The sequence below is a fragment of the Pectobacterium carotovorum genome, assembly GCF_033898505.1.
GTDB lineage: Bacteria > Pseudomonadota > Gammaproteobacteria > Enterobacterales > Enterobacteriaceae > Pectobacterium > Pectobacterium carotovorum_J.
In genome coordinates this window covers 342,962-361,699 of record NZ_JAXAFK010000003.1, presented here as the reverse complement: position 1 = coordinate 361,699, position 18,738 = coordinate 342,962, and the positions used below count along the sequence as shown (strand labels likewise).

Annotated in this window: 18 protein-coding genes; 12 read left to right on the top strand and 6 right to left on the bottom strand. The window is 50.8% G+C overall.

Annotated elements, in window-relative coordinates:
• Window positions 1-24 precede the first annotated feature (24 nt).
• The 5 genes from R9X49_RS16310 (at window position 25) to R9X49_RS16290 (ending at window position 4,485) form a co-directional block, all read left to right on the top strand.
• Entirely contained in the window at window positions 25-180 is a 156-nt protein-coding gene (locus R9X49_RS16310) for a hypothetical protein (protein ID WP_319849377.1), read from the top strand.
• Window positions 181-641: 461 nt separating this feature from the next.
• Window positions 642-2,261, top strand: coding sequence for a methyl-accepting chemotaxis protein (locus R9X49_RS16305; protein WP_319849376.1), 1,620 nt, complete (start codon window positions 642-644; stop codon window positions 2,259-2,261).
• A 204-nt stretch (window positions 2,262-2,465) separates the two neighbouring features.
• On the top strand, window positions 2,466-3,302 hold the full coding sequence (locus tag R9X49_RS16300) for an AraC family transcriptional regulator (RefSeq protein WP_319849375.1): 837 nt from the start codon (window positions 2,466-2,468) through the stop codon (window positions 3,300-3,302).
• A 140-nt stretch (window positions 3,303-3,442) separates the two neighbouring features.
• On the top strand, window positions 3,443-4,177 hold the full coding sequence (locus R9X49_RS16295) for an AzlC family ABC transporter permease (RefSeq protein ID WP_319849374.1): 735 nt from the start codon (window positions 3,443-3,445) through the stop codon (window positions 4,175-4,177).
• A complete protein-coding gene (locus R9X49_RS16290; RefSeq protein ID WP_319849373.1) occupies window positions 4,174-4,485 on the top strand; it encodes an AzlD domain-containing protein in 312 nt (103 codons plus the stop codon). Before R9X49_RS16295 ends, R9X49_RS16290 begins: the two co-directional genes overlap by 4 nt.
• Before the next feature lie 319 nt (window positions 4,486-4,804).
• Here R9X49_RS16290 and leuD read toward each other — a convergent pair whose 3' ends face one another.
• The 5 genes from leuD to leuL all read right to left on the bottom strand — a co-directional run bounded on the left by leuD (window position 4,805) and on the right by leuL (window position 9,696).
• Window positions 4,805-5,407, bottom strand: a complete 603-nt coding sequence (gene leuD / locus R9X49_RS16285; RefSeq protein ID WP_319849372.1) for a 3-isopropylmalate dehydratase small subunit — start codon at window positions 5,405-5,407, stop codon at window positions 4,805-4,807.
• A 13-nt stretch (window positions 5,408-5,420) separates the two neighbouring features.
• Window positions 5,421-6,821 (bottom strand): 3-isopropylmalate dehydratase large subunit, encoded by a 1,401-nt coding sequence (gene leuC / locus R9X49_RS16280; protein ID WP_319849371.1) that lies wholly within the window; start codon window positions 6,819-6,821, stop codon window positions 5,421-5,423.
• A gap of 2 nt (window positions 6,822-6,823) precedes the next feature.
• Window positions 6,824-7,915 carry a 3-isopropylmalate dehydrogenase gene (gene leuB, locus R9X49_RS16275; protein ID WP_319849370.1) on the bottom strand — a complete coding sequence of 364 codons (1,092 nt, stop codon included), beginning with the start codon at window positions 7,913-7,915 and terminating at the stop codon, window positions 6,824-6,826.
• Window positions 7,915-9,513 (bottom strand): 2-isopropylmalate synthase, encoded by a 1,599-nt coding sequence (leuA, locus tag R9X49_RS16270; RefSeq protein ID WP_319849369.1) that lies wholly within the window; start codon window positions 9,511-9,513, stop codon window positions 7,915-7,917. The genes leuB and leuA overlap by 1 nt, the downstream gene beginning before the upstream one ends.
• A gap of 99 nt (window positions 9,514-9,612) precedes the next feature.
• Window positions 9,613-9,696 (bottom strand): leu operon leader peptide, encoded by an 84-nt coding sequence (gene leuL / locus R9X49_RS23180; protein WP_225088222.1) that lies wholly within the window; start codon window positions 9,694-9,696, stop codon window positions 9,613-9,615.
• A 228-nt stretch (window positions 9,697-9,924) separates the two neighbouring features.
• Here leuL and R9X49_RS16265 point away from each other — a divergent pair, with 228 nt between their 5' ends.
• From R9X49_RS16265 to cra, 4 genes are all read left to right on the top strand, one after another.
• Window positions 9,925-11,730 carry a long-chain fatty acid--CoA ligase gene (locus R9X49_RS16265; RefSeq protein ID WP_319849368.1) on the top strand — a complete coding sequence of 602 codons (1,806 nt, stop codon included), beginning with the start codon at window positions 9,925-9,927 and terminating at the stop codon, window positions 11,728-11,730.
• A gap of 361 nt (window positions 11,731-12,091) precedes the next feature.
• A complete protein-coding gene (gene ilvI, locus R9X49_RS16260) occupies window positions 12,092-13,810 on the top strand; it encodes an acetolactate synthase 3 large subunit (protein WP_319849367.1) in 1,719 nt (572 codons plus the stop codon).
• A gap of 2 nt (window positions 13,811-13,812) precedes the next feature.
• Window positions 13,813-14,304 (top strand): acetolactate synthase small subunit, encoded by a 492-nt coding sequence (gene ilvN / locus R9X49_RS16255; RefSeq protein WP_005975253.1) that lies wholly within the window; start codon window positions 13,813-13,815, stop codon window positions 14,302-14,304.
• Window positions 14,305-14,575: 271 nt separating this feature from the next.
• Window positions 14,576-15,580 carry a catabolite repressor/activator gene (gene cra, locus R9X49_RS16250; protein ID WP_180778507.1) on the top strand — a complete coding sequence of 335 codons (1,005 nt, stop codon included), beginning with the start codon at window positions 14,576-14,578 and terminating at the stop codon, window positions 15,578-15,580.
• 94 nt (window positions 15,581-15,674) lie between these two features.
• Here the strand turns inward: cra and R9X49_RS16245 are convergent, their stop codons facing one another.
• Complete coding sequence (locus tag R9X49_RS16245; protein WP_319849366.1) at window positions 15,675-16,112, bottom strand: L-alanine exporter AlaE; 438 nt, start codon at window positions 16,110-16,112, stop codon at window positions 15,675-15,677.
• Between the two features lie 892 nt (window positions 16,113-17,004).
• Between R9X49_RS16245 and mraZ the strand changes: the two genes are divergently transcribed.
• The 3 genes from mraZ to ftsL are packed head-to-tail and all read left to right on the top strand — an operon-like array spanning window position 17,005 to window position 18,727.
• The gene (gene mraZ, locus R9X49_RS16240) at window positions 17,005-17,463 is read left to right on the top strand and encodes a division/cell wall cluster transcriptional repressor MraZ (RefSeq protein WP_010298042.1); all 459 of its coding nucleotides are present in this window, start codon (window positions 17,005-17,007) and stop codon (window positions 17,461-17,463) included.
• A 2-nt stretch (window positions 17,464-17,465) separates the two neighbouring features.
• The gene (rsmH, locus tag R9X49_RS16235) at window positions 17,466-18,410 is read left to right on the top strand and encodes a 16S rRNA (cytosine(1402)-N(4))-methyltransferase RsmH (protein WP_319849365.1); all 945 of its coding nucleotides are present in this window, start codon (window positions 17,466-17,468) and stop codon (window positions 18,408-18,410) included.
• Complete coding sequence (ftsL, locus tag R9X49_RS16230; protein WP_180741529.1) at window positions 18,407-18,727, top strand: cell division protein FtsL; 321 nt, start codon at window positions 18,407-18,409, stop codon at window positions 18,725-18,727. Before rsmH ends, ftsL begins: the two co-directional genes overlap by 4 nt.
• The last annotated feature ends 11 nt before the right edge of the window (window positions 18,728-18,738 follow it).

The following is an 18,738-nucleotide window of genomic DNA, read 5'->3' as shown; positions in this document are numbered from 1 at the left end:
TGTCAACAATGGCGTTGATCGAGAATGAAATATACCCGCTTATTTCGCTGGGCATTGAATGGCGTGACGGGCCTGCGTGCGGCTTCGCAAAAGAAAATGGCAGAGCAAGACAGGAGAGGGAGCATGCCCGCAGAGAAAGGCGTCGGGCATGCTGATAGCGGGTTATTCCATCGGTTTTAGGCGGGCAACAAAGTGACGTAGTACGGGGGGCTCATAGGTGAACGTTAGCCCCGAGCGTGGTGTTTTTATATTCAGAGTGTATGAATAATAAACTAGTCAGTAACGTTGAATGTCAGAGGGTGTTTGGTTTCAGGAAAATAGAATGAATTCACTTATCGCTTTTTACTTCTATAATTAATATTACTGTAATAATAGTGACTAGGATAATTCACTAACATTGTGTGATAGTTTATTTTTTGAATGGTTTTTAGTTGAAATGATTATCGTTGAAATGACGTTTTTTCGTGATGACGATCTTATAGATAAAATTATTTTTTAGAGGCCACTATTTTTCCTCTTGTATTTAACGCAGATTGTCACAATCTTTAAATATTATGTAACATGCGGCGGAGTGTTATTTTCCCCTGCTTGCCTGCAATTTACTTCACAGCAATTTTTTGAATAACCCGATGGATGTAAAAATGAGCGATGCCCCTTACCAGTCAATAGCGATTTACGAAAAACCAGAATCACGGCATTCCGCTTCCGGATTGCATAACATCAAACTGACTCCACTTTTTATCGTTGTTTTTTCTGGTGTTTTACTGCTTTTTGCCTTGGCGATCTCCACATCATCGTATTTTCTTAAGCAGGCTGAACTGTCGTTAAATGACTCTACGCTGGAATTGAATGTGCGAATGGAGTTAGTGGATAGTGCGAATCACATGCGTGCAGCGCGTATGAATTTGCTCCATGCTGTGAATCATTTACGCAATGGCCTTACTGATAACTATAACGCCAGTATGAAAGCCGCAGAAGAACGCCTGTCGCTGTCTCAGCAAATGTTTAATGGGTATCAAAATAGATCGGTTCGTTCCGATGTCGAACTCGCTCGCGATAATGAATTAAAAGCGCGTTATAGAGATTATGTTGAGCGCGGGATCAAACCCATGTTTGACATAGCGAAAAAAGGGAATGTCGAAGAGCTCAATGCGTTTGAGTCGACGGTAATGTCTAAATTGGATGATGACTATGATGTGCCGTTGAAAGCGTCTTATCTTTATCGGGTTGAGATGGCAAAAAATATTAATGTGACGGCAGAAAGGAATTCCACCCTGGGATATACGCTCATGACGGGTGCTTTTATTTTAGCCATCATATTGACGGGCATGACGTTCTTATTAATTCGTCGGGTTATTATTAACCCAGTGCAGTATTGGGTGTCACGCATACAGGCGATTGCGCACGGGGACTTAACGCGCGCGAGTGTGGATGTGGGAAGAAATGAAATCGGCATTCTGGGGAACAATATCCAGCAAATGCAGGATTCACTCTCGGAAACGGTTGGTTCGGTACGCGACAGTGCAGAGTCGATTCACAGCAGTTCGACGAAAATCGCCGTCGGCAATACGGATTTGTCTGCACGGACGGAACAGCAGGCTGCCGCGCTGGCGGAAACGGCGGCCAGTATGGAGCAGCTTACGGCTGCGGTGAAGCAGAATACCGATAATGCACACCATGCCAGCGAGGTGGCGACGGATACCTCAGCCAAAGCGGTGAACGGTGGCAACATTGTGGAACAGGTTGTGGGATCGATGGCGGACATTGCCAGAAGTTCAGACAAAATTTCTGAGATTATCGCGCTCATTAACGGGATTGCATTCCAGACCAATATTCTGGCGCTGAATGCGGCGGTTGAAGCAGCCAGAGCGGGCGAGCAGGGCAAAGGCTTCGCAGTAGTCGCAGGAGAAGTGCGTAATCTGGCACAGCGCTCGGCTAACGCCGCAACGGAAATTGCCGCGCTGATTAAAGAATCCGAAACCAGAGTGACGGAAGGAACGACGCTGGCATCCGAAGCGGGTAAAGCGATGGCCGAGATTGTCTCTGAAATTAATAACGTTACCCGCATTATTAATGAGATCGCGCTGGCGTCTGATGAACAAAGCAGCGGTATTAATCAGGTGTCATTAGCGATATCAGAAATGGATCGTGTCACGCAACAGAACGCAACGCTGGTGCTGGAGGCTTCTTCGTCTGCCGCTTCGTTGGAGCAGCAGGCCGAGCGGTTGAATCTTGGGGTGTCCCGGTTTCATCTGATGTAACCCGATTGATAAAAAGATAAGCATCACCATCTCGTGGCCAGCGGCTTTGTCGCTGGCTTTTTTTCGCTGTTTTTTCCAGCATGGGATATGAATCCGCTTCTGATAGAATCAGTGAACAGGTACGCTGTTTATGGCTATAAAGAAGTATGCCTATGTCGCTTCTCTGCCAGAGCAATTTTGTACAAACGATAAGAGGGTTAACGCGTGCATAAAAAGCCGATAGTGCAAGAGCAGACACACTTCAGACATCTGGAGGCGCTCGGCGGGCTGGATATGTTGCAGGCACAGTACTATCAGCAGCGCTTTCCTCGTCATGTGCATGATACGTATTGCATCAGCGTGATTGAGCAGGGCGCTCAGCGTTTTTATCGCTCTGGTGCAGAGCACGTTGCACCCAAAGGCGACATCATTCTGGTGAATGCGGACGATGTGCACACGGGGAGTTCGGAGGTCGAAACCGGCTGGGCCTATCGCGCCATTTATCCGCATCCCGATCTTTTTCGCTCGATTAATCAGGAACTGCAACGCTCAAAGGATTCCATTCCGTGGTTCCCCGACGCCGTTGTTCACGACCCAGGACTGTCGGATCAGTTGCTCATGACGTTCAATATGCTTGCTCAGCCGGGCAATATGTTATTGAAAGAAACGCTGCTGTTGTCGTCATTAACCTGGCTGACGATGCGCTATAGCAAGACGCGTCTGACGCCACAGATGCTGCCTGTTGCGACCCAAAATATACTGAATGTTAAAGCCTTCATAGACAGCTATCCCGAGAGAGAGCTGGCTCTCGTTGAATTGGCAGCGTTGGCCGAACTCAGTGTGTGGCACTTCTTGCGACAGTTTAAAGCGGTGGTGGGGATTACGCCTCATGCCTATTTGATCCAGGCTCGTCTGCGCAAAGCGAAGGCATTGTTGCGTAAAGGTGATGCGATCCTCGATGTTTCCGTACGGTGCGGTTTTACCGATCAAAGCCACTTCCATCGTCATTTCAAAAATTCTTTGGGGCTGACGCCGGGCGAGTTTGCTAAAGGCAACCAATAACCCGTCATACTTCAAGTTGCCTGTGCGTTGGCTGCGTGACTCGTCCTCTATTCTGGGGCGCAGCAAATTCATCCAATACTCTTAAAAAACGTTTTGTTAGTTTTCCGCTATCGATATTTTTTATGGTAGTGCAATGTTATATGGAAAACACCGTAGCCCGTTCATCGTCTGAATCAAAAGACACCGTTAGTCCGTGGAAGCATTTTATGACTGGCGTGGTTGAAATGCTTCCGCTTTGTTTATCTGTAGTACCCTGGGGCATTCTGGCTGGTTCCATGGCAATTCAATCGGGATTATCCGTCGGGCAAAGTATCGGGATGTCCGCGATTATTTTCGCGGGAGCTGCGCAGCTCGTCTCGTTAGGTTTACTGATGTCCGGGGCGAATGTCGCGACGCTATTAATCTCCGTTTTTTTTATTACCGCACAGCACCTGATATATGGCTTGACGCTGCGTGAATACGTTTCAACGTTGACATTAAGAAAACGGCTTCCGATCGGGTTTTTATTATCGGATGAGCTTTTTGCTCTCAGTGAAAAGAAAGACAGGAAGAACAACGTTAGCACCAGCTATTTAATCGGTGCGGGTTTCACCTTTTATATTTTCTGGAATATCTTCAGTATTCTTGGCGTGGTCATGGCCTCATCTGTACCCGATTTGGATAAGTATCACCTTGATTATTCTATCGTTGCCACGTTTATCACCATCGTTGTACCGATGATAAAGAAGATCAGTACCTTCTCTGGCGTCCTGTTTTCTCTGCTGTTGTCGATGCTATTGAGCTATTTCAAGGTAGACGGTGCTATTGCTATTGCCGGTGTCGGCGGCATGTTTTTCTCTGTGTTCATCGCATCTGTACTTAAGGAAGAAAAATGAGCTGGTTATTGATATTCGTTCTGGCAGGGATCGTGTTTTTTAATCGCTATATTTTTCTTGAACCTGCGGTGCCGGTAAAAATTCCCGTTTTACTCCATCGTGCATTAAAGTATTCCGCGCCATGCTTACTCACTGCGATTTGTGGGCCAATTATCTTGATGGAACACGGCGTGATTCGCGCATTTCCTGATAATCCGTATTTTCTCGGTGCTATTGTGAGTGTCGTGATTTCCTTTTTTATCAGGAATATTGTGGTCGCGGTGCTCTTGAGTATGCTGGCTTTTTATCTGATTGCCGCTTTACTGTAATACCCGTCATTTTTCCAAAAGAAAAAGCCCGCAGGAAGTCATGCAGGCTCAGGCTGTTGATAAACCTATTTGCCGAACGAAAACGGTAGTAACGGAATAGAAGAGTAAAGCGTTTGCGCCATGGACAAAAACGTCAGGAACGTTTTTGAACGTCGCTTGCGACGACCCTGCAAGGGTGAATCTCAGGGATGAGATTCATATCTGCGCAATCCGAGCGCACAGGGATGTGTTTACAGCGTCTTTACGATCTATCCGTTACTACCGCTCTATGGACTTTGTCAGCCCTGAAGAGGGCTTCAGGGCTATTTGTAATCTTGAATCAGTTCAAAAAGGCCGGCTGATTCTTTTCATACTCGGTGATAGACGCTTCGTGTTGCAGCGTCAGGCCGATGCTGTCTAATCCGTTGATCATGCAGTGACGACGGAAGCTGTCGATTTCAAACGGATAGCTTTTGCTGCCCGCCTGAACGACCTGATTTTCCAGATCGACCGTGAAGTTAATGCCTTCCTGCCCATCAACCAGCTTGAACAGCTCGTCTATTTCCGCGTCGCTCAGTTTCACCGGCAACAGTTGGTTGTTAAACGAGTTGCCGTAGAAGATATCGGCGAAGCTTGGGGCGATAACGACTTTGAAGCCGTAATCGGTCAGCGCCCACGGTGCGTGCTCACGGGAAGAACCGCAGCCGAAGTTTTCCCGCGCCAGCAGGATGCTGGCCCCTTTGTAATGCGGCTGGTTCAGCACGAACTCAGGGTTAGGCTGTTGACCCGCATCGTCCAGAAAACGCCAGTCGTGGAACAAATGTTGGCCGAAACCGGTACGCGTCACCTTTTGCAGAAACTGCTTGGGAATGATGGCGTCAGTATCGACGTTAGCGGCATCCAGAGGAACCACCAGACCAGTGTGTTGAGTAAATTTAGCCATGTCGGTTTCTCTCTTAATTCAACTCGCGGACGTCGGCAAAGCGACCCGTTACCGCGGCAGCGGCAGCCATTGCCGGGCTGACCAGATGGGTACGACCTGCGCGCCCCTGACGTCCTTCAAAGTTACGGTTGCTGGTTGAGGCGCAGCGTTCGCCGGGGTTCAGACGGTCATTGTTCATCGCCAGACACATAGAGCAGCCCGGTAAGCGCCACTCAAAGCCCGCTTCGATGAACACTTTATCCAGCCCTTCCAGCTCTGCCATGGTTTTTACCGGGCCGGAGCCGGGTACAACGATAGCCTGAACGCCAGCGGCGACTTTGCGCCCTTTGGCGATTTCTGCCGCAGCGCGCAAATCTTCAATGCGCGAGTTGGTGCAGGAGCCAATGAAAACTTTATCGATCTTCACGTCGGTCAGTTTGATACCGGGTTGCAGATCCATATACGCCAGCGCTTTGGCGGCAGAGGCGCGTTCTACCGGATCGCTGAAAGAGTCCGGGTTAGGGATTTCCTGATTGACGGCGATAACCTGGCCGGGGTTGGTACCCCAGGTGACCTGCGGTGCGATTTGAGCGGCGTCCAGCGTGACAACCGTATCGAACTGCGCATCATCATCCGATTTCAGCGTGTTCCAGTACGCAACGGCGGCATCCCAGTTGGCGTCTTTCGGCGCAAACTGACGGCCTTTCAGGTAGTTGAAGGTGGTCTCGTCCGGCGCAACCAGCCCAGCTTTCGCACCCATTTCAATCGCCATGTTGCACAGCGTCATACGGCCTTCCATGCTAAGTGCACGAATGGCTGTGCCACAGAATTCAACTACATGGCCGGTGCCGCCTGCGCTACCGGTTTTACCGATGATCGCCAGCACGATGTCTTTTGCGGTAATGCCGTGTGGTGCATCGCCAGTGACTTCAATCTTCATGGTTTTGGCGCGACCCTGCTTCAGGGTTTGCGTCGCCAGTACATGTTCCACTTCCGACGTACCGATACCGAAAGCCAGTGAACCAAATGCGCCGTGCGTTGCCGTGTGCGAGTCACCACACACGATGGTCATGCCCGGCAGCGTCATTCCTTGCTCAGGCCCGATAACGTGAACGATACCCTGATACGGGTGGTTCAGGTCATACAGCTGAACGCCGAATTCCGCACAGTTTTTGATTAACTCCTGCATCTGAATGCGGGCCATCTCGCCACTGGCGTTGATGTCTTTGGTTTGCGTGGACACGTTGTGGTCCATGGTCGCGAAGGTTTTCCCCGGCTGACGAACCTTACGGCCCATCGCGCGCAGGCCGTCGAAAGCTTGCGGGGAAGTCACTTCGTGTACCAGATGTCTGTCGATATACAGCAGCGGCGTTTCGTTTGGCGCTTCATGAACCACGTGCGCTTCGAACAATTTTTGATATAACGTCTTACCCATGGTTATGCCCCTTGCGCCACAAAACGCGCAATCACGTCGCCCATTTCATTGGTACCAATCGCGTTGCTGGTGCTTGCCAGGTCTGCGGTGCGGTAGCCTTCAGCCAGTGCGGTATTGACCGCTTTTTCGATTGCGTCTGCGGCATCATCTGCACCCAGGCTGTAGCGCAGCAGCAGCGACAGCGACAGAATCTGCGCAATCGGGTTGGCAATGTCTTTACCGGCGATATCCGGCGCGGAACCGCCAGCAGGCTCGTACAGGCCAAAGCCTTGCTCGTTCAGGCTTGCAGAAGGCAGCATGCCCATTGAACCGGTAATCATGGCGCACTCGTCGGACAGAATGTCACCGAACAGGTTAGAACACAGCATCACGTCAAACTGAGACGGATCTTTAATTAACTGCATCGTCGCGTTATCGATATACAGGTGGGACAGCTTCACATCTGGATAGGCTTTGGCGACTTCATTAACGATCTCGCGCCACATAATCGAGCTTTGCAGCACGTTGGCCTTATCGATAGAGGTCACGATGCTGCGACGTTTACGCGCGGATTCAAACGCGATGTGCGCGATACGCTCAATCTCGAAACGGTGGTACACCTCGGTATCGAAAGCACGCTCATACTGGCCGCTACCTTCACGTCCTTTTGGCTGGCCGAAGTAGATGCCCCCCGTCAGTTCGCGGACGCACAGAATATCAAAGCCCTTCGCAGCGATGTCGCTACGCAGTGGGCAAAACGCTTCCAGCCCCTGATACAGGCGAGCAGGGCGCAGGTTGCTGAACAGTTTGAAGTGCTTACGCAGAGGCAACAACGCACCGCGCTCCGGCTGCTCTGCCGGTGGCAGATGTTCCCATTTCGGGCCACCAACGGAACCGAACAGAATCGCATCTGCCTGCTCACAACCCGCGACGGTCGCCTGCGGCAGTGGCGTGCCCTGACGGTCAATGGCGATACCGCCGACGTCATATTCGCTGGTGGTAATGCGGATGCCAAAACGCTGACGTACCGCATCCAGTACTTTATGGGCCTGCGCCATTACTTCTGGGCCAATGCCGTCTCCGGGTAAAACGGCGATATGGTAGCTCTTTGTCATCACACTGTTTCCTGACTGTTTTGTTGTTTGCTATCGTTTTGTTGTTGGTTATTGTGCTGTTGCAGGCGTTGAATTTCTTTTTCTACCTGTTGAGCACGTTTGATGTTGTTTAATACATTTACCATTGCCTGTGCGGAAGATTCAACGATATCCGTCGCCAGACCGACACCGTGGAAACGGCGGCCCTGATAATCTGCAACGATATCAACCTGACCCAGCGCATCACGACCCTGACCTTTGGCGGTCAGTTGGTATTTAACCAGTGAAACCTGATAACCGGTAATGCGGTTGATTGCCTGATAAACGGCATCGACCGGGCCATTTCCCGTCGCGGCTTCTGACTGGGTTTCTTCGCCGCAGATCAGTTTGACAGAAGCGGTTGCCATCACGCTGGAACCGGACTGAACGCTGAAATAATCCAGATGGTAGAACTCAGGTTCTTCCTGCTGACGGTTGATAAAGGCCAGCGCCTCCAGATCGTAATCAAAGACCTGACCTTTCTTATCCGCCAGTTTCAGGAAGGCGGAGTACAGATCGTCCAGATTGTAATCGCTGTCCTGATAGCCCATCTCTTCCATGCGGTGTTTCACCGCGGCACGACCGGAACGGGAAGTCAGGTTCAACTGCACTTCTTTCAGGCCGATAGATTCCGGCGTCATGATTTCGTAGTTTTCACGGTTCTTCAGCACGCCATCCTGGTGAATACCGGAAGAGTGAGCGAAGGCGTTGGCACCCACAACCGCTTTGTTAGCGGGGATAGGCATATTGCAAATCTGGCTGACCAACTGGCTGGTGCGGTAGATTTCCTGATGATTGATGTTGGTGTGTACATTCAGGATGTTATGGCGGGTTTTGATCGCCATGATGACTTCTTCCAGTGAACAGTTACCCGCACGTTCGCCGATACCGTTCAATGTGCCTTCTACCTGACGAGCGCCTGCGTGCACTGCCGCCATGGCGTTGCCAACGGCCAAACCCAGATCGTCGTGGGTGTGAACAGAAATAATGGCTTTATCGATATTAGGAACGCGTTGGTACAAAGAGGAGATGATGTTGCCGAACTCATGCGGCATGGTGTAGCCGACGGTATCTGGGATATTGATGGTGCGGGCGCCAGCGTTGATGGCGGCCTCAACCACGCGACACAGGTCTGGGATTGGCGTACGACCCGCATCTTCACAGGAGAACTCGACATCGTCTGTGTAGTTGCGTGCGCGCTTAATCATGTAGATAGCGCGTTCGATGACTTCGTCCAGCGTGCTGCGCAGCTTAGTGGCGATGTGCATCGGTGAGGTTGCAATAAAAGTGTGAATACGGAAGGCTTCTGCGACACGCAGCGCTTCTGCGGCGACATCGATGTCCTTTTCGACACAGCGGGTCAGGCCGCACACACGACTGTTTTTGATGTTGCGGGCGATGGTCTGAACGGATTCAAAGTCGCCGGGAGAGGAAACTGGAAAGCCCACCTCCATGACATCAACGCCCATACGTTCCAGGGCGAAAGCAATTTGCAGCTTTTCTTTTACACTCAGACTCGCCTGTAAAGCCTGCTCACCATCGCGTAATGTGGTATCAAAAATAATGACTTGCTCGCTCATCGGTTTAGTTCCTTGTCGTGTCTACTTGTACTTGGCGCTCGGCGAGTAAAAAAAAACCCGCGCATCAGCGCGGGTTTTTTGTATCGTGTGGCGAGAAACTTAGTTCTGAATTCTGCCCACAAACCTACCGCGCAAGAAGGATGCGTTTAGTAGTAGGCTTAGTAGGACAGTAAAGTTGAACATGGTGTCTCGTCATCTAAAATTCGGTGTTGCTTTATTGGTACGCGATTATCAGGGATATGTCAACTTTTGATTGGTGTGATGTGCGTCAAGTAAACCAGCGATAGCCTGCGGGGAATGAACGAAAGATCGTTGCGGTTTTGAACAATGACGGTAGACTGCACGCCAAATAATGTACAGCTGTACGCTGAAATGCTGTCGAATTCACTTCCCTTATAAATTCTTTTACAGATGAATAATCATTTACAGCCATATCATGTGGTGCACCGGGTTCAAGATCGGATCAATCACTGCGCGGGTCGTATTGCGCTGCGCGAGTGGACGCCTGCGGGCGAACAACAGCTCACCTGGACACAGGCCGGACAGCGCATTCGGCGGATTGCCAGCGCGCTACTGGCGCTGAGAGTCGACGTTCAAGAACGGGTAGCGATTTTCTCTCATAACTCGATGAATTGGTCGCTGGCTGATCTGGCGCTACTGCACCTGCGTGCGATCAGCGTGCCAATCTATGCCACGAATACGGCGGCACAGGCGGCGTTCATCATCAATGATGCCGATATCCGTACGATATTCGTTGGTGGTCAGGAGCAGTTGGATGCGCTGCTGTCGTTACGGGAGACCTGCCCGCAACTGCGAAATATTATCGTGATGGATGAGGGCGTTAACCTGCGCGATAGCGACATCGCGCAATCCCTGCATGAATTTGAAGCGCAGGCCGTAGACGATTTCTGGCGTGATGAATGGCAAACGCGCATCGACAGTCGCGATCTCAACGATCTGTTTACGTTGATTTATACCTCTGGCACCACCGGCGAGCCAAAAGGCGTCATGCTGGATTACACCAACATGGCGATGCAGCTTAAGCTGCATGACGATCGTCTGGATATGTCGGAAAATGACGTATCGCTCTGTTTCTTACCGCTTTCTCACGTATTTGAACGCGCGTGGAGCTTTGTCATTATGCATCGTGGCGCCCAGAACGTGTATCTCAACAACACGAATCTGGTTCGTGATGCGATGCAGGCGGTCAAACCTACCGTGATGTGCGCCGTACCGCGTTTTTATGAGAAAGTTTACAGCGCAATCCATGAAAAAGTGGCGCAGGCACCGTGGTACCGCCAGCGACTTTTCAACTGGGCTGTTACGCAGGGGAAACACATGTTTCTGGCGAGCCAGACAGCGAAAAAAGCAGGGCTCTTCCGCCGCGTTATGCATCGCTATGCCGACCGGCTGGTGTTAGGGAAACTGCGCCAGCTGCTGGGGGGCGAGATTCGCTTCATGCCAGCCGCAGGTGCGCGGCTGGATGACAACATCATTCTGTTTTTCCGCGCGATCGGGATTCGCATCATCTATGGCTATGGCATGACCGAAACCTGCGCGACGGTTTCCTGCTGGGAAGAGAATCATTTCCGCTTAGGCTCTATTGGTACGCCGCTGCCAGGTATTGAAGTTCGTATTGGTGAGGAAAAAGAGATTCAGGTGCGCGGCGCAACCATCATGCGGGGTTATTTCCATCGTCCGCAGGAAACCGCAGAAACCTTTACCGAAGACGGCTGGCTGAGAACCGGCGATGCGGGAGAGCTGGATGCCAACGGTAACCTGTTTATTACCGAGCGCTTGAAAGATCTGATGAAAACGTCGGGCGGTAAATATATTGCTCCGCAGCATCTGGAAGGGACGCTGGGACAGGATCGCTTCATCGAACAGGTGGCGATTATCGCGGATACGCGTAAATACGTGTCTGCGTTGATTGTTCCCTGTTTCGAGGCGCTGGAAGAATACGCTCACTCCATCAATCTGAAGTACCACGATCGGCTGGAATTGCTGCGTCACAGCCATATTATTGAGCTGTTCGAACAGCGCTTGCGGGAGATGCAGAAGGAGCTTTCCCGCGTGGAGCAGGTGAAGAAATTCACGTTGCTGCCTGTGCCGTTTTCGATGGCAGAAGGGGAACTGACGCCAACGCTCAAGCTACGCAGGAAAATCATCAACCAGCGTTACCAGCTGGAAATTGATGCGATGTACGCAGAATCTTGATGGTGTCGTAGGCCGAGAAGCGCGTTTCCTGAAAAGAAATGTGGTTTTCGGCCTCAATATTTCACTCTGTAATTTATGGCCTTCATGGACGATCCCTCAGGTCGGAAGGTTCCCAGTTAGTATTTTATCTCAGTTCCTTTTTCCCTCACGTTCGATTTCCCCTAGGCACGATTAAGGGCGGTGGTTTTTTGCCGTTTGTCTGCGTCATAATCTGGCGTTATGTTAATGGGTTATCAGTAATCCCTATAATATTTCGTATTCTTGTACTAAAAGTTAACAGTATTAATACAATGTGAGCTCGGGGATTTCTCCCGATCAATACAGAAGCGAATTCCGCTTTCTGAACAAAAGAGGCAGATCCATGGAGATGTTGTCAGGCGCCGAAATGGTGGTCCGATCGTTGATCGATCAGGGCGTAAAACATGTGTTCGGTTATCCGGGCGGTGCGGTGTTGGATATTTACGACGCCCTGCATACGGTTGGCGGTATCGATCATATTTTGGTGCGGCATGAGCAAGGTGCGGTACATATGGCGGATGGCTATACGCGCGCGACGGGTGAGGTCGGTGTTGTGCTGGTCACGTCCGGTCCCGGTGCGACCAATGCCATTACCGGTATCGCTACTGCCTATATGGACTCCATTCCTATGGTGGTGTTGTCCGGTCAGGTTGCGACTTCGTTGATTGGCTACGATTCCTTCCAGGAATGCGACATGGTGGGGATCTCTCGCCCGATTGTGAAGCACAGTTTTCTGGTCAAGAAAGCGGAAGATGTCCCGACGATCCTGAAAAAAGCGTTTTATCTGGCATCAACCGGACGTCCGGGGCCCGTGGTGGTCGATCTGCCGAAAGACGTCATGAATCCGGCGAATAAGCTGCCGTACGTTTATCCCGAAAGCATCAGCATGCGTTCCTATAACCCAACGGTTCAAGGGCACAAAGGGCAGATTCGTCGGGCGCTGCAAACGCTACTGGCGGCAGAAAAGCCGATTATCTACGGCGGTGGCGGCGTGATTAACGCGGAGTGTCACGAAGAACTGCTGACGCTGGCAGAAAAGCTTAACCTGCCAGTGACCACATCGTTGATGGGGTTGGGCGGTTTTCCTGGCACGCACCGTCAATGCCTCGGTATGCTGGGGATGCACGGGACGTATGAAGCCAACATGGCTATGCATAACGCCGATGTAATTTTCGCCGTAGGGGTGCGCTTCGACGACCGTACGACGAACAATCTGGCGAAGTACTGTCCGAATGCGACGGTATTGCATATTGATATCGATCCCGCGTCAATTTCCAAAACGGTCAATGCCGATGTTCCTATCGTTGGCGATGCCAAACAGGTATTAAGCCTGATGCTGGAGTTGCTGGCGCAAGATGGCGCACAGCAGCAGTTTGATGCGCTGCGCGACTGGTGGCAGGTTATCGAACAGTGGCGTGGGCGTCACTGTCTGAAATACAGCACCGACAGCGACAAGATTAAACCGCAGGCGGTGATTGAAACGCTGCATCGTCTGACCGAAGGTAAAGCCTATGTGGCATCGGACGTCGGTCAGCACCAGATGTTCGCCGCGCTGTATTATCCGTTCGATTTACCGCGTCGCTGGGTGAACTCCGGCGGATTAGGCACCATGGGCTTTGGCCTGCCTGCTGCACTGGGTATTAAGCTCGCGCTGCCGGAAGAGACCGTGATTTGCGTAACGGGCGACGGCAGTATTCAGATGAATATTCAGGAGCTTTCTACGGCGCTGCAATATGATTTGCCCGTTGTGGTAATCAACCTGAACAACCGCTTCCTCGGTATGGTGAAGCAGTGGCAGGACATGATTTATTCTGGCCGCCATTCCAGTTCTTACATGGAATCGTTACCGGATTTCGTCAAGCTGGCTGAAGCGTACGGTCACGTCGGGATTTCTATCGATACGCCGGACGAACTGGAAAGTAAGCTGTCACAAGCGCTGGCGCAGAAAGATCGTCTGGTGTTTGTTGATATCAACATCGACAGCAGCGAGCATGTTTACCCCATGCAGATTCGCGGCGGGGCGATGGATGAAATGTGGTTGAGCAAAACGGAGAGGACCTGATCATGCGGCGGATTTTATCAGTATTACTTGAGAATGAATCGGGCGCCTTGTCACGTGTCGTCGGCCTGTTTTCACAGCGCGGCTACAACATCGAAAGCCTGACGGTAGCCCCAACCGAAGACCCTACGCTATCCCGTATGACGATTCAGACGGTAGGCGATGAGAAAGTGCTGGAGCAGATCGAAAAGCAGTTGCACAAGCTGGTGGATGTTCTGCGCGTTAGTGAACTGGGGCAGGGCGCGCACGTTGAGCGTGAAATCATGCTGGTGAAGCTGCAAGCCACAGGATATGGCCGCGAAGAAGTGAAGCGCTGCGCCGATATTTTCCGCGGGCAGATTGTGGATGTTACCGCCTCGCTTTACACCGTACAGCTTGCTGGCACCAGCGATAAACTGGACGCCTTCCTCAGCGCCGTGCGTGAAGTGGCCGAAATTGTTGAAGTGGCACGCTCCGGGATTGTCGGCGTATCACGCGGCGATAAGATCATGCGTTAATCGACTTTTCGCTGCTTTTTCCTTTAAGAGGCCTGATAATAGTATCGGGCCTTTTTATTTTCCTTATCTTATATAAGCGCAATATATTTCAGGTTAAAAGACGTCCATTATTGATATGACAGCTTGAAATATGTGGGTAACGTGATAAAAGCAGTTGCCGTACAAAAGCTTCTGCTGTTAGATCTACGCCATATCCATGATGATTTTATGGTCATCACACTATTTATTATTTATCCGGCCTATTTATTTTCCGGCCTACTAAGGGGTTACCGTGAAACTGGATGAAATCGCGCGTCTTGCGGGTGTTTCACGCACGACAGCCAGCTATGTTATTAACGGGAAAGCAAAACAATATCGCGTGAGCGATAAGACCGTTGAGAAAGTCATGGCTGTCGTCAGGGAGCACAATTATCATCCCAACGCCGTCGCGGCTGGATTACGTGCCGGACGCACACGTTCAATTGGTTTGGTTATTCCCGATTTGGAAAATACCAGCTATACACGCATCGCCAATTATCTGGAGCGTCAGGCCAGACAGCGCGGATATCAGTTATTAATTGCGTGTTCAGAAGATCAGCCGGACAACGAGATGCGCTGTATTGAGCATCTGTTACAGCGCCAGGTTGACGCTATTATCGTTTCTACCGCATTACCTCCCGAGCACCCATTTTATCAGCGCTGGATAAACGGCAACCTGCCGATTATTGCGTTGGACAGGGCGTTAGATCGTGAGCACTTTACCAGCGTGGTCGGGGCCGATCTTGAAGATGCTGAAATGCTGGCGCAGGAATTACGGAAAGTGCCTGCGAAATCGGTACTGTATCTTGGCGCCTTGCCTGAGCTTTCCGTCAGCTTCCTGCGTGAGCAAGGGTTCCGTCAGGCGTGGGCGGGCGATCCGCGTGAGGTGAATTATCTTTACTCCAATAGTTATGAACGCGTAGCCGCCGCCGCCGCATTTATGGATTATCTGAAAAATAATCCTATGCCTGAAGCGCTGTTCACGACGTCATTTCCGCTATTGCAGGGGGTGATGGACGTTAACCTGAAGATTAACGGGCGCTTGCCGAATAATCTGGCTATCGCGACCTTTGGGGATAATGAACTGTTGGATTATCTGGAATGCCCGGTATTGTCTGTCGCTCAGCGCCATCGTGAAGTCGCGGAACGCGTACTGGAGCTGGTGTTGGCCAGTCTGGATGAACCGAAAAGGCCGAAGCCTGGTTTGAATCGTATCCGGCGTAACTTGTACCGTCGCGGCTCACTGAGCCGCGTGTAATCTCTCTCTTTCTGCGCCATAGATAACTATGGCGCTTTTCCTTGACTACTCGCTACTGCTCAATCTCAACTCACGACCCACGCCTACTTTGCTTTTATGGCAATGCCACGCGGAATAGCCGACGGCAATATTCCAGGAAATAACCGTATATCACGCCTGTCACCATCGATATCACTAGATTACTGGTAACGGCCGTCAGGATTTGTGCGGGACTCGCTCCGATAGACCAGAGAATGATGGCGTAAACCGGGGATTGGAAACTGACATAGGCAAACAGATCGGCAACGCTGCGCACCAGAAAATGCTCACCACCGTGACGTCTGGCTATATTCAACACGCGATCGCGATACTGACCGTACGGCCAGGCAATGGCAATATTAACGGGGATAGACAGTAAACGTGAAGACAGCGATTGCTCGAAGCTCATCCCGGAAAGCATGATTTCTATTGCCATGCCGGTGATGAAACAATAGACAACGAGCGCAAAGGTATCTGCAGTGGCACTTCGCAATCGTGACGTCGGGGAAAACATACCGGGCTGCTCCATTCTTAGGGCGGATAAACTGGTGTAATGGTTTTGTGTGGTTTTTTGTCATGCCTTATTTCGTTTGTGTAGTTTACATCACTGAATGATTGGCTTTGTACTAGGTAAAAATATTTATTTGTGAGCGTTTTTTATACTTTCCCGCTACTTTATGTCTATCCGATAAATTTCCCGTTTTTTTATCGCGACAAGAGATTTAAAATTATTTAAAAACAAATCGTTATGGTTTTTTCAGAGCAAGGCGTTTCCGCGGGGAGGTAATTGCATTAAAGCGTTAAAGGAAGTGAGTAAATGACCGATAAAAAAGGGCTGTTTGTGACGCCGCTTTTCATGCTTCTCTTGGGGGGATACGTTGCACACGTAATTCGACCCGTTTTCTGAGCCTGTATTCCTGTTCAGGAAACCGTATTCGTTGGTGAGGGGAGTCTTAAGTAAGGGAAATCGGCTGATTAATCAAGAATCGATGACGTTGATGTTAAAAATGTGACATTGAGCAACTGTTACCCGTCGCGGTATGATTCTGCAGACTCACGCAGGCCTTGGTATTCAAGGTGTTCGGGGTTAGTAAGACAATTCTGAAAACCGTTGTCTTTGGTATCAGCTTGTGACAAGAAAAATAATCGAGATGTTGGCGTGGATAGCGATATGTTTGTAATGTTCCCGTTCTGTTATGAATTTTTCTCAAATTATCATGACGTTAATCTTCGTTAATTTTGACTCCTTATTCCTTTTACCTCTATGCCGGCCCCAATTCATTCAGGAATAATCCCAAAGCGCGCCAGCTCTGGCTTGACAAGGTTTTCATACCCTCCGTACACTCTTAAAGGTGGGATTTTGTGGGATAAAGTGGTGAAAAAGGTTATGAAGGGGTAACTCAGGTATGTTTCGTGGGGCTACGCTGGTTAACCTCGACAGTAAAGGGCGCCTTGCTGTGCCTACCCGATACCGGGAAATGCTGAACGGGGAATCGCAAGGTCAAATGGTTTGCACCATTGACCTGCATCAGCCATGCCTGCTGCTTTATCCCTTACCTGAATGGGAAATCATTGAACAAAAGCTGTCTCGCTTATCGAGCATGAACCCAGCTGAACGCCGCGTTCAGCGGTTGTTATTGGGGCATGCCAGCGAGTGCCAAATGGATAGTGCAGGGCGTTTGTTGATTGCGAATACGTTAAGGCAGCATGCGGACCTTAAAAAAGAAGTGATGCTAGTCGGGCAGTTCAACAAGTTTGAGCTGTGGGATGAACAGACTTGGTATCAACAGGTCAGGGATGATATTGACGCTGAACAATCGACTCAGGAACCCTTGTCTGAGCGGTTGCAGGACCTATCGCTATAGTCATGCTGGAAAATTATAAACATACCACCGTCCTGTTGGATGAGGCAGTAAATGGCCTGAACATTCGCAGCGGCGGCATATACATCGACGGCACATTTGGCCGTGGTGGTCACTCTCGTCTGATTCTTTCCCAACTGGGGCCGGAAGGACGTCTGTTAGCTATCGATCGCGATCCTCAGGCTATTGAAGCGGCCAAGGCGATTGACGATCCTCGTTTCTCTATTATTCACGGGCCGTTTTCCTCCATGGCGGAGTATGTGGCGGAACTCGGTCTGACCGGGCAGATCGACGGTGTTCTGCTCGATCTTGGTGTTTCTTCCCCACAGCTTGATGACCCTGAACGTGGGTTCTCATTTATGCGCGATGGCCCGCTGGATATGCGTATGGATCCGACGCGCGGCTTGTCTGCTGCCGAATGGCTGATGAAAGCGGAAGCTGACGACATTGTCTGGGTCTTGAAAACGTTCGGCGAAGAGCGTTTTGCCAAACGCATTGCCCGCGCGATTGTCGAGCGTAATCGTCTCGACCCGATGACACGGACAAAAGAACTCGCTGAATTGATCGCTGCCGCCAGCCCGATTAGAGAAAAACATAAGCACCCGGCGACGCGCAGTTTTCAGGCGATCCGCATTTACATCAACAGTGAGCTGGAAGAGATTGAGCGGGCGTTAGAAGGTGCGTTAAGCGTACTGGCTCCGCAGGGACGTCTGTCGGTTATCAGCTTCCACTCGTTAGAAGATCGAATCGTGAAACGGTTTATTCGCCATCAGAGCCGTGGGCCACAGGTGCCTGCTGGCCTGCCGTTAACGGAAGAACAGTTGCGCAGTCAGGGCGGCCAGACGTTAAAAGCCGTCGGAAAGAAACTGATGCCTTCGGAAGCAGAAATTGCAGAAAACCCGCGCGCGCGTAGCTCCGTGCTGCGGTTCGCTGAGAGACTGCCGGCATGATCGGTAACGAACGGCACACTCTGGTTGGCGTCATCGGTGAGGATCTGCTGCGTAATGCCAAGCTCCCCATGCTGCTGATGATTGCCGTACTGGTTTCTGCCGTTTTTGTGGTGACAACGGCGCACAAGACGCGCTTGCTGACAGCAGAACGCGAGCAGCTTCTGCTGGAGCGTGATGCGTTGGATATCGAATGGCGAAATCTGATCCTGGAGGAGAACTCTCTCGGAGATCATAGCCGCGTTGAGCGGATCGCGACGGAAAAGCTGCAAATGGGGCATGTCGATCCGTCACAGGAAAATATTGTGGTTAAGCAATGAACTAAATAGGC

Bases quoted from the DNA above. Each gene is read 5' to 3' on its own strand.
- R9X49_RS16310 (WP_319849377.1), top strand. From the start codon at position 25: ATGAAATATACCCGCTTATTTCGCTGGGCATTGAATGGCGTGACGGGC.
- R9X49_RS16305 (WP_319849376.1), top strand. From the start codon at position 642: ATGAGCGATGCCCCTTACCAGTCAATAGCGATTTACGAAAAACCAGAA.
- R9X49_RS16295 (WP_319849374.1), top strand. From the start codon at position 3,443: ATGGAAAACACCGTAGCCCGTTCATCGTCTGAATCAAAAGACACCGTT.
- R9X49_RS16290 (WP_319849373.1), top strand. From the start codon at position 4,174: ATGAGCTGGTTATTGATATTCGTTCTGGCAGGGATCGTGTTTTTTAAT.
- leuD (WP_319849372.1), bottom strand. From the start codon at position 5,407: ATGGCTAAATTTACTCAACACACTGGTCTGGTGGTTCCTCTGGATGCC.
- leuC (WP_319849371.1), bottom strand. From the start codon at position 6,821: ATGGGTAAGACGTTATATCAAAAATTGTTCGAAGCGCACGTGGTTCAT.
- leuB (WP_319849370.1), bottom strand. From the start codon at position 7,915: ATGACAAAGAGCTACCATATCGCCGTTTTACCCGGAGACGGCATTGGC.
- leuA (WP_319849369.1), bottom strand. From the start codon at position 9,513: ATGAGCGAGCAAGTCATTATTTTTGATACCACATTACGCGATGGTGAG.
- leuL (WP_225088222.1), bottom strand. From the start codon at position 9,696: ATGTTCAACTTTACTGTCCTACTAAGCCTACTACTAAACGCATCCTTC.
- R9X49_RS16265 (WP_319849368.1), top strand. From the start codon at position 9,925: ATGAATAATCATTTACAGCCATATCATGTGGTGCACCGGGTTCAAGAT.
- ilvI (WP_319849367.1), top strand. From the start codon at position 12,092: ATGGAGATGTTGTCAGGCGCCGAAATGGTGGTCCGATCGTTGATCGAT.
- ilvN (WP_005975253.1), top strand. From the start codon at position 13,813: ATGCGGCGGATTTTATCAGTATTACTTGAGAATGAATCGGGCGCCTTG.
- R9X49_RS16245 (WP_319849366.1), bottom strand. From the start codon at position 16,112: ATGTTTTCCCCGACGTCACGATTGCGAAGTGCCACTGCAGATACCTTT.
- mraZ (WP_010298042.1), top strand. From the start codon at position 17,005: ATGTTTCGTGGGGCTACGCTGGTTAACCTCGACAGTAAAGGGCGCCTT.
- rsmH (WP_319849365.1), top strand. From the start codon at position 17,466: ATGCTGGAAAATTATAAACATACCACCGTCCTGTTGGATGAGGCAGTA.
- ftsL (WP_180741529.1), top strand. From the start codon at position 18,407: ATGATCGGTAACGAACGGCACACTCTGGTTGGCGTCATCGGTGAGGAT.